Source organism: Kluyvera sp. Awk 3 (assembly GCF_028069715.1).
GTDB lineage: Bacteria > Pseudomonadota > Gammaproteobacteria > Enterobacterales > Enterobacteriaceae > Kluyvera > Kluyvera georgiana_A.
Genome location: NZ_JANEWH010000169.1, coordinates 1 through 8,686 on the forward strand (window position 1 = coordinate 1; position 8,686 = coordinate 8,686).

Below are 8,686 nucleotides of genomic sequence, written 5' to 3' on the forward strand. Positions count from 1 at the left end.
CATTATATGCATGCGCGTTGGCCTATAACACGACCGTCACCACAGAGCGGCGGACAAAAATAATGACGATTGATTAAGGGTTTATATGTCTCACACTTCCAATATCCGCAACGGCCGTCTGGCGCCGTCAATGCTGGCGATGGGCATCGCGCTCGCGTTGTCCCCAGGCTTAAGCTTTGCCGCCAGTGAAGATACGATTATCGTTGATGGCACCAGCAATACTGGCAACGATAGCGAAACGCAGGACTACAGCGTGAAAACCACCACTGCTGGCACGAAGATGCAGATGGTCCAGCGCGATATTCCGCAGTCGGTCACCATCGTCAGCGAGCAACGTATGCAGGATCAGCAGTTGCAAACGCTGGGCGACGTGATGAACAACACCATGGGCATTACCAGCAGCCAGGCCGATTCCGACCGTACCAGCTACTTCTCTCGCGGTTTTGAAATTGACAACTATATGGTCGATGGCATTCCGACCTATTTTGAATCCCGCTGGAATCTGGGCGATGCCCTTTCCGATACCGCGCTGTTTGAACGCGTGGAAGTGGTCCGCGGCGCGAACGGCCTGATGACCGGCACCGGTAACCCTTCCGCCTCGATCAACATGGTTCGCAAACACGCCACCAGCCAGACGTTTAAAGGCAATCTCTCTGCCGAATATGGTAGCTGGAATAAGCAGCGCTACGTTGCCGACCTGCAAAGCCCACTGACCGAGGACGGTAAAGTGCGTGCGCGTATCGTGGCCGGCTATCAGAACAACGACTCCTGGCTTGACCGCTACAATAACGACAAAACCTTCTTCTCCGGCATTCTCGATGCCGATCTGGGCGACACCACCGCGCTCTCCGTTGGCTATGAATATCAACGTATCGATATCAATAGCCCAACCTGGGGCGGCCTGCCGCGCTGGAATACCGACGGCAGCACCAACCATTACGATCGCGCGCACAGCACTTCACCGGATTGGGCCTACAACGATAAAGACATCAATAAGGTCTTTATGACCCTGACGCAGCGTTTCGCCGATACCTGGCAGGCAACGCTGAACGCCACCCACTCCGAGGTGAAGTTCGACAGTAAAATGATGTACATCGATGCTTACGTCAATAAAGCCGACGGTACGTTAGTCGGCCCGTACGGCAGCTACGGCCCGGGCTATGACTATGTAGGGGGTACGGGCTGGAACAGCGGCAAGCGTAAAGTAGACGCGCTGGATTTGTACGCCGACGGCAGCTATGACCTGTTCGGGCGCCAGCACAACCTGATGCTCGGCGGCAGCTATAGCAAACAGAATAACCGCTACTACAGTTCGTGGGCCAACGTCTTCCCGGATGAGATTGGCAGCTTCTATAACTTCAACAGCGCCAGCTTCCCGCAAACCAGCTGGGATCCGCAAAGCCTGGCGCAGGACGACACCACGCGCATGAAGTCGCTGTACGCCGCGACGCGTATCTCGCTGGCCGACCCGCTGCACCTGATCGTCGGCGCGCGTTACACCAACTGGAGCGTTAACACGCTGTCCTACACCATGGAGCAGAACCACACTACGCCGTATGCGGGCCTGGTGTATGACATCAACGAAAACTGGTCTACCTACGCCAGCTATACCTCTATCTTCCAGCCGCAAAACGACAAAGACAGTTCCGGTAAATACCTGAAGCCGATTACCGGCAACAACTACGAGGTGGGCCTGAAATCCGACTGGATGGACAGCCGCCTGACCACCACCCTGTCCGTGTTCCGTATCGAGCAGGATAACCTGGGACAGTCTACCGGCGTGCCGATTGCCGGCAGCAACGGCGAAATCGCCTACACCACCGTCGACGGCACCGTCAGCAAAGGCGTAGAGTTTGAAATTAACGGCGCGCTCACCGATAACTGGCAGATGACCTTCGGGGCGACCCGCTACGTCGCAGAAGACAGCGATGGCAAGGCGGTAAACCCGAACCTGCCACGCACATCCGTGAAGCTGTTTACCCGCTATCGTCTGCCGGTGATGCCGGAGCTGACCGTCGGCGGTGGCGTGAACTGGCAGAACCGCGTGTATAAAGACACGGTAACGCCGTACGGCACTTTCCGTGCCGAGCAAGGCAGCTATGCGCTGGTGGATTTGTTCACCCGCTACCAGGTGACGAAAAACTTTGCCCTGCAGGGCAATATCAACAACCTGTTTGATAAAACCTACGATACCAATATCGACGGTTCTATCGTTTACGGTGAACCTCGCAACGTAAGCATTACCGCAAGCTATCAGTTCTGATTTAATTGCCAGACAAAACCAAGGGAGCCATAAGGCTCCCTTTTTTGTCTGCCTGAGCATCGCGCTCCCCGGCGCCTGAGCTACAGGTTCCAGGTAGCCCGTCCAGGCGAAGCGCCGCCGGGACCAGTCCCCATCCGTCAGACGTAAAAAAGGCAGCCATTCGGCTGCCTTAGTCTCCCCAAATTTTCGACTTCGAAATAACTTAGTTATTGCGAATATAGTCGTCCATCTCGGTTTTCAGGTTATCGGATTTGGTCCCGAAAATCGCCTGAACACCGGAACCTGCGACAACCACACCCGCAGCGCCCAGTTTCTTCAGGCCAGCCTGATCCACTTTGGCGACGTCGGCTACGCTCACGCGCAGACGGGTGATACAAGCGTCGAGATTGGTGATGTTTTCTTTACCGCCGAAGGCTGCAATCAGCGCCGGAGCCATTTCACTGGTTGCGCCCGCTTTGGATTCTTCAGTGGTGTCTTCACGACCCGGCGTTTTCAGATCCAGTGCTTTAATCAGCACGCGGAAGATAACGTAGTACACGATCGCATAGCAGATACCGACAATCGGGAACAGCCACAGCTTGCTGCTGTTACCGGACAGAACGATAAAGTCGATCAGACCGTGAGAGAAGGAAGTACCGTCACGCATACCCAGCAGGATACAGATCGGGAACGCCAGGCCAGCCAGAATCGCGTGGATAACGTACAGGATCGGCGCAACGAACATGAAGGAGAACTCGATCGGCTCGGTGATACCGGTCAGGAACGAGGTCAGCGCTGCGGAGATCATGATACCGCCCACTTTGGCGCGGTTTTCTGGTTTAGCAGAGTGCCAGATAGCGATAGCGGCTGCCGGCAGACCGTACATTTTGAACAGGAAGCCACCGGACAGTTTGCCCGCAGTCGGGTCGCCCGCCATGTAACGCGGGATATCGCCGTGGAAGACCTGACCTGCTGCGTTGGTGTATTCGCCAATCTGCATCTGGAAAGGAACGTTCCAGATATGGTGCAGACCGAACGGCACTAGGCAACGCTCGATGAAGCCGTAGATACCGAACGCGACAACCGGGTTCTGGTAAGCAGCCCACTGAGAGAAGGTCTGGATAGCAGTACCGATTGGCGGCCAGATGAAGGACAGGATCACGCCAGTGAAGATAGCGGCCAGACCGGAGATAATCGGTACAAAGCGCTTGCCCGCGAAGAAGCCCAGGTATTCTGGCAGCTTGATGCGGTAGAAGCGGTTGAACATGTACGCAGCGATGGCACCGGAGATGATACCGCCGAGAACACCGGTATCAGCCAGGTGTTTAGCGGCAATTTCTTCAGCCGGTAAGTGCAGTACCAGCGGCGCAACCACAGCCATGGTTTTCACCATGATGCCATAAGCGACGACTGAGGCCAGTGCGGATACGCCATCGTTATTGGTGAAGCCTAACGCCACACCGATAGCGAAGATAAGCGGCATGTTAGCAAAAACAGAACCGCCTGCTTCTGCCATAACATGAGAAACGACGGCTGGCAGCCAGCTGAAGTTTGCGGAACCGACGCCCAGCAGGATACCTGCGATAGGCAGCACGGAAACCGGCAGCATCAGCGATTTACCGACCTTCTGCAGGTTAGCAAATGCATTCTTAAACATAATAAGGAGTGCTCCTGAGTTTTTTGTACTTTTATCTACGTTTTCACGCATCGGTGAGAGGGGAGGAACTCACCAGGGACAGGACATCTAAGTGCCCTTTTTATTTATTACACAGAGTAAAATAATTCCCTGTGATTTTGTTTGACGGCTATCACGTTTCAAAGAGCTATGGCGCAAAAACTGAATAATCTTTACATAAAACATGTCCGCATGTTGCAAGATTAACATTCACCGCCACTTTTACGGCGGTGAACTGTACTCGCTTTAACCATTAATTACGAGCATTAAAATAAGCTCTGAAATCAGGCGGATTGCAGACGGGCGGGATCAATATGGAAGAGCGTCGAGAAGTTCTCGGTGGTCTGCTGCGCCAGCTGTTCAACGCTAACGCCTTTCAGTACCGCCATGTATTCAGCGACGTCACGCACCATCGCCGGCTGGTTCTCTTTACCGCGATGCGGCACCGGCGCCAGATAAGGCGAATCGGTCTCAACCAGCAGCCTGTCCAGCGGGACATAGCGTGCGGCTTCGCGCAGTTGCTCCGCGTTACGGAAGGTCACAATCCCGGAGAACGAGATATAGAAACCCATATCCAACAGCTTTCCTGCCGTCTCCACGTCTTCAGTGAAACAGTGTAGTACACCGCCGCAATCCGTCACTTTTTCTTCCCGCAGGATTGCCAGCGTATCAGCGCGGGCATCGCGGGTATGGACGATCACCGGCTTATTCAGCTCACGGCCTATCTGAATATGGTGGCGGAACGACAGCTGCTGCTGCGGTTTGGTTTCCGGCGTATAGAAGTAATCAAGGCCGGTTTCGCCCATCGCCACCACGCCCTCTTCTGCCGCCAGACGGCGCAGCTCTTCAACATCGTACGGTTCATCCTGATTGAGCGGATGCACACCGCAGGAGAAGACCACTTCCGGGCGATTGCCCACCAGCTCACGCATACGATGATAGCCAGGCAGCGTCGTCGCCACCGCCAGGGCAAAACGGACGTCACGCGCGGCGGCTTTCGCCATCACGTCATCCACGTCTTTATGCAGGGATTGATAATCAAGGCCATCGAGATGGCAGTGCGAGTCGACTAAAAACATAATGTCTCTCTTAGAGGTGGGATACCGGCAGCACCGCACCAGGTTGCAGATATTGTTCCCAGCGCAGAAGGCGCTCGGTGAGAATAAGTTCGCGGTTCAGCCCCGTGACGCTTTGCAGCTGTTCACGACAGGCGCAAGCATCGGCGACAATCGCCTGCAGGCGCGCGGCGGACAGCGTTTGCGCCAGTTGGGCGACCAGCGGCAGGCTATCGGCATTGGTCAGCCGCGTAATGCGCTGCTGATATTTGAGGGCATCGAGCAGTAATGACGACAGCCAGTGTAAACGCTGCACGACTGAATCATGGTTCAGCGAGGGCAAAAACGCCAGCCAGTCGCCGCTGTTGAGCGTCACGCCTAGCGCCTGACAAAATTTTTCGCGCGTGGCCCAGGTCTCAGGGGCCAACAGCTCCAGCGCCGCGGCGGGCGCATGATCGGACAAACGCAGCGCCGTCAGCAGCGTATCGCGCGAGGCGCTGTTTTCTCGCTCCAGCCACGCCAGCGCGTACTGTTCGCTCGGCGGCGCCAGATGGAAAAAACGACAGCGGCTACGCAGCGTTGCCAGCAGCCGCGCAGGCTCCTGACAAGCAAGGAAAAACCAGGTATTTTTCGGCGGTTCTTCCAGCGTTTTCAGAAGCGCGTTGGCGGCAGCTTCGGTCAGCAGCGTAGCATCCGCTATCCACACCACCTTTGCCCCGCCCAGGCGAGAATGCTCGTACAGCTTTTCGCTCACCTCACGTACCGCGTCGATGCCTAACGTACTTTTGCCCTTCTCGGGCTGCAGCGCGTAGTAGTCAGGGTGCGTTCCCGCCTGCATCAGCTGACAGCTATGGCACTGGCCGCAGCTTTTATGGCCGTCCGGGTTCTGGCACATCAGAAAACGGGTGATGGCGTAGACCAGCGAGTCAGCCCCCATTCCGCTGCGCGCCTGAACCAGCAGCGCATGGTGACCACGTCCGGCCTGATAGCTCGTGACGAGCTGTTCAAACGGCGGGCGTAACCACGGATACCATTTCATGCCTGCTGCTCCGCTACCCACCCGGTGACCGCGGCGCGAATATCGCTCATCACTTTCTCCAGCGGTTGGGTCGCGTCAACGGTGATAATGCTGTCATCCGCCGCCGCCAGTTCAAGATAGCGCGCGCGGGTGCGGTTAAAGAAGTTCAGCGACTCTTGCTCGATGCGATCGAGATCGCCACGAGCGCGGGCGCGCTTGAGGCCCACTTCCGGCGTCACGTCGAGATAAATGGTCAGATTCGGGCGAAAATCCCCCAGCACCGCGTCGCGCAGGGTCGCCAGCATCGTGCGATCGATACCGCGGCCGCCGCCCTGGTAGGCCTGGGTGGAAAGGTCATGACGATCGCCAATCACCCACTGCCCGCTTGCCAGCGCCGGTTTGATCACCGTTTCAACCAGCTGCACGCGGGCGGCGTAGAACATCAGCACTTCCGCTTTATCGGTAATCACTTCGTCGCCGACCGATTTAATGTCCAGCACCAGGCTGCGCAGCTTTTCCGCCAGCACGGTGCCGCCCGGCTCGCGGGTAAACAGCAGGTCGTTCACGCCGAGGTCGCGCAGTGTTTCCACAACCACATCCCGCGCGGTCGTTTTGCCCGCCCCTTCCAGTCCTTCAATGACGATGTAATTACTGCGCATTTTTATCCTTTAGCACTTTCAGGTAACCCTGCACCGACCGGTTATGGTCTGCAAGATTGGTATTAAACGTATGCCCGCCTTTACCATCGGCCACAAAATACAGATATGGCGTTTTAGCCGGATGCGCGGCCGCATTCAGCGACGCTTCGCCCGGGCTGGCAATCGCGCCCGGCGGCAGACCGGAAATGGTGTAGGTATTATACGCGGTTGGGGTCTCAAGATCCTTACGCGAAATCTTGCCGTCGTAGCTCTCCCCCATCCCGTAGATGACCGTTGGGTCCGTCTGCAGGCGCATGCCGAGGCGTAATCGATTGATAAACACCGACGCCACGCGATCGCGCTCCTCCGGCACCGCCGTCTCTTTTTCTATGATCGATGCCATGGTCACCAGCTGGTTTTTATCCTGATACGGCAGGTTGTCCATGCGCCCTTCCCAGACTTTATCGACCTGGGTCACCATCTTCTGATGCGCGCGTTTGAGGATGGCCACGTCGGTGGTATTGGCGGTATACATCCAGGTATCCGGCCAGAACCAGCCTTCAATCCACTCAGGATTATCCAGCGCCAACGCTTTCGCGACGGTGGCGTAGCTGTCATCGCTGAGCGTGTGCTTGATATAAGGCGCCTCACGCAGCTGCTTCAGGTAATCGCTCAGGCGCATCCCTTCCACGAAGCGCAGCGGGAACTGGGCTTCTTTGCCGCTTGCCAGCAGTTGCAGCATCTCACGGACGGTCATCTGTGGGGTAAAGCGATAGGTACCGGCCTTAAAATGCGAGAGTTCTGGCTCCAGGCGCAGCAGCCACTGGAAAACGCGCGGACGGTTTATCACCTTGTCGGCATACAGCTGGTCGCCCAGCGCCAGGCGACCGGTCCCCGCTTTCAGCGTAAAGACAGTATCTTCTTTGATCAGCAGCGCGCTATCCGCCATCTGACGCACCTTCCACATACCGACGCCAGCGGCAATGCCGAGACCAATCAATACCAACAGAACAAAGCGTAACAGTTTCATCATGCTAATCAGACGACTCACAAATTGGGGCTAAAAATTGGTAAAGCTCGCGGGCTGACCAGTGCACATCCGCATAGCGTTGAACAGGGACTACCGGCATCAGCGCGTTGCATATCAGCACTTCATCCGCCTGTTCCAGCGCCGACAGCGGCGCATTCACTTCGACCACGCGATAGGCCGTCGGTGCCAGTTGGGCGATAATAAATTGCCGCATAATACCGTTCACCCCCGCCTGGTCGAGGCGCGGGGTATACACATCGCGGCCGCAGCGCCAGAACAGATTGGCGGCACAGCATTCCGTAAGCCACCCGTCGCTGTCAAGGACAAGGGCCTCATCGGCGTTTGTCTGCTCAAGATGAGAACGAATCAGCACCTGTTCAAGGCGATTGAGGTGTTTAAGCCCGGCCAGGTAAGGATTACGCCCGAGCGGAACCGGGCTCAACGCCAGCGTCGCCCCTGTCTCCTTCCAGCGGGCATAGTGGGCAGGAGCGGCAGAAATGCTGAGAATTCGTGTCGGCTGCTGGCAGTCTGCCGCACTGTAGCCGCGACCACCCGCGCCGCGGGTGATCGTCACCTTCAGCACCCCGTCCGCATGCGGCAACGCCATGCGCCGCATCTCTTCATCAAGCATCTCCCACGCGTCGAACGGGATAGCCAGCCGAACGCAGGCCTGCTGTAGACGCGCGAGATGGGCGGCCAGCAAAGCGATACGCCCTTCCCTCACCCGCGCCGTTGTAAAACAGCCATCGCCAAACTGTAGCCCACGGTCGGCGACGGGTAAGAGGTCAGAGGCTTTACCGTTGATCAAATACATTTGCGCTCCTGATTTTTAATATAAGGGTATCAGGCGGGGTGAATAATTCACAGCCCGTCCGGACCTTTACGGCACAGAACCGCTCGTTCTGCGTTCGGCGCACCCTACACACAGTCATAACAGGATTAGGTCATTGCCGAGAAATATTTCAGCCACTGATTACAAAACAAACAATTTTACAAAAAAATATTTTACTCTATTCGCTCCCTATAGA

General features: G+C 56.5%; 7 protein-coding genes. 1 reads left to right on the forward strand and 6 read right to left on the reverse strand.

Annotation, left to right across the window (positions count from 1 at the left end; translation table 11 throughout):
* Positions 1-85: 85 nt before the first annotated feature.
* Positions 86-2,263 (forward strand): ferric-rhodotorulic acid/ferric-coprogen receptor FhuE, encoded by a 2,178-nt coding sequence (fhuE, locus tag NNN71_RS22115; RefSeq protein WP_271459347.1) that lies wholly within the window; start codon positions 86-88, stop codon positions 2,261-2,263.
* Positions 2,264-2,465: 202 nt separating this feature from the next.
* On the opposite strand, the gene ptsG is transcribed toward fhuE, so the two are convergent.
* The 6 genes from ptsG to pabC all read right to left on the reverse strand — a co-directional run bounded on the left by ptsG (position 2,466) and on the right by pabC (position 8,472).
* Complete coding sequence (ptsG, locus tag NNN71_RS22120; protein WP_064549167.1) at positions 2,466-3,899, reverse strand: PTS glucose transporter subunit IIBC; 1,434 nt, start codon at positions 3,897-3,899, stop codon at positions 2,466-2,468.
* Positions 3,900-4,201: 302 nt separating this feature from the next.
* Positions 4,202-4,996, reverse strand: a complete 795-nt coding sequence (locus tag NNN71_RS22125; protein ID WP_065356304.1) for a metal-dependent hydrolase — start codon at positions 4,994-4,996, stop codon at positions 4,202-4,204.
* 10 nt (positions 4,997-5,006) lie between these two features.
* Complete coding sequence (gene holB / locus NNN71_RS22130; RefSeq protein ID WP_271459348.1) at positions 5,007-6,011, reverse strand: DNA polymerase III subunit delta'; 1,005 nt, start codon at positions 6,009-6,011, stop codon at positions 5,007-5,009.
* Positions 6,008-6,649, reverse strand: a complete 642-nt coding sequence (tmk, locus tag NNN71_RS22135; RefSeq protein WP_167576184.1) for a dTMP kinase — start codon at positions 6,647-6,649, stop codon at positions 6,008-6,010. Before tmk ends, holB begins: the two co-directional genes overlap by 4 nt.
* Positions 6,639-7,661, reverse strand: a complete 1,023-nt coding sequence (yceG, locus tag NNN71_RS22140; protein ID WP_249022001.1) for a cell division protein YceG — start codon at positions 7,659-7,661, stop codon at positions 6,639-6,641. The genes tmk and yceG overlap by 11 nt, the downstream gene beginning before the upstream one ends.
* 1 nt (position 7,662) lies before the next feature.
* On the reverse strand, positions 7,663-8,472 hold the full coding sequence (pabC, locus tag NNN71_RS22145) for an aminodeoxychorismate lyase (RefSeq protein ID WP_271459349.1): 810 nt from the start codon (positions 8,470-8,472) through the stop codon (positions 7,663-7,665).
* Between the last annotated feature and the right edge of the window lie 214 nt (positions 8,473-8,686).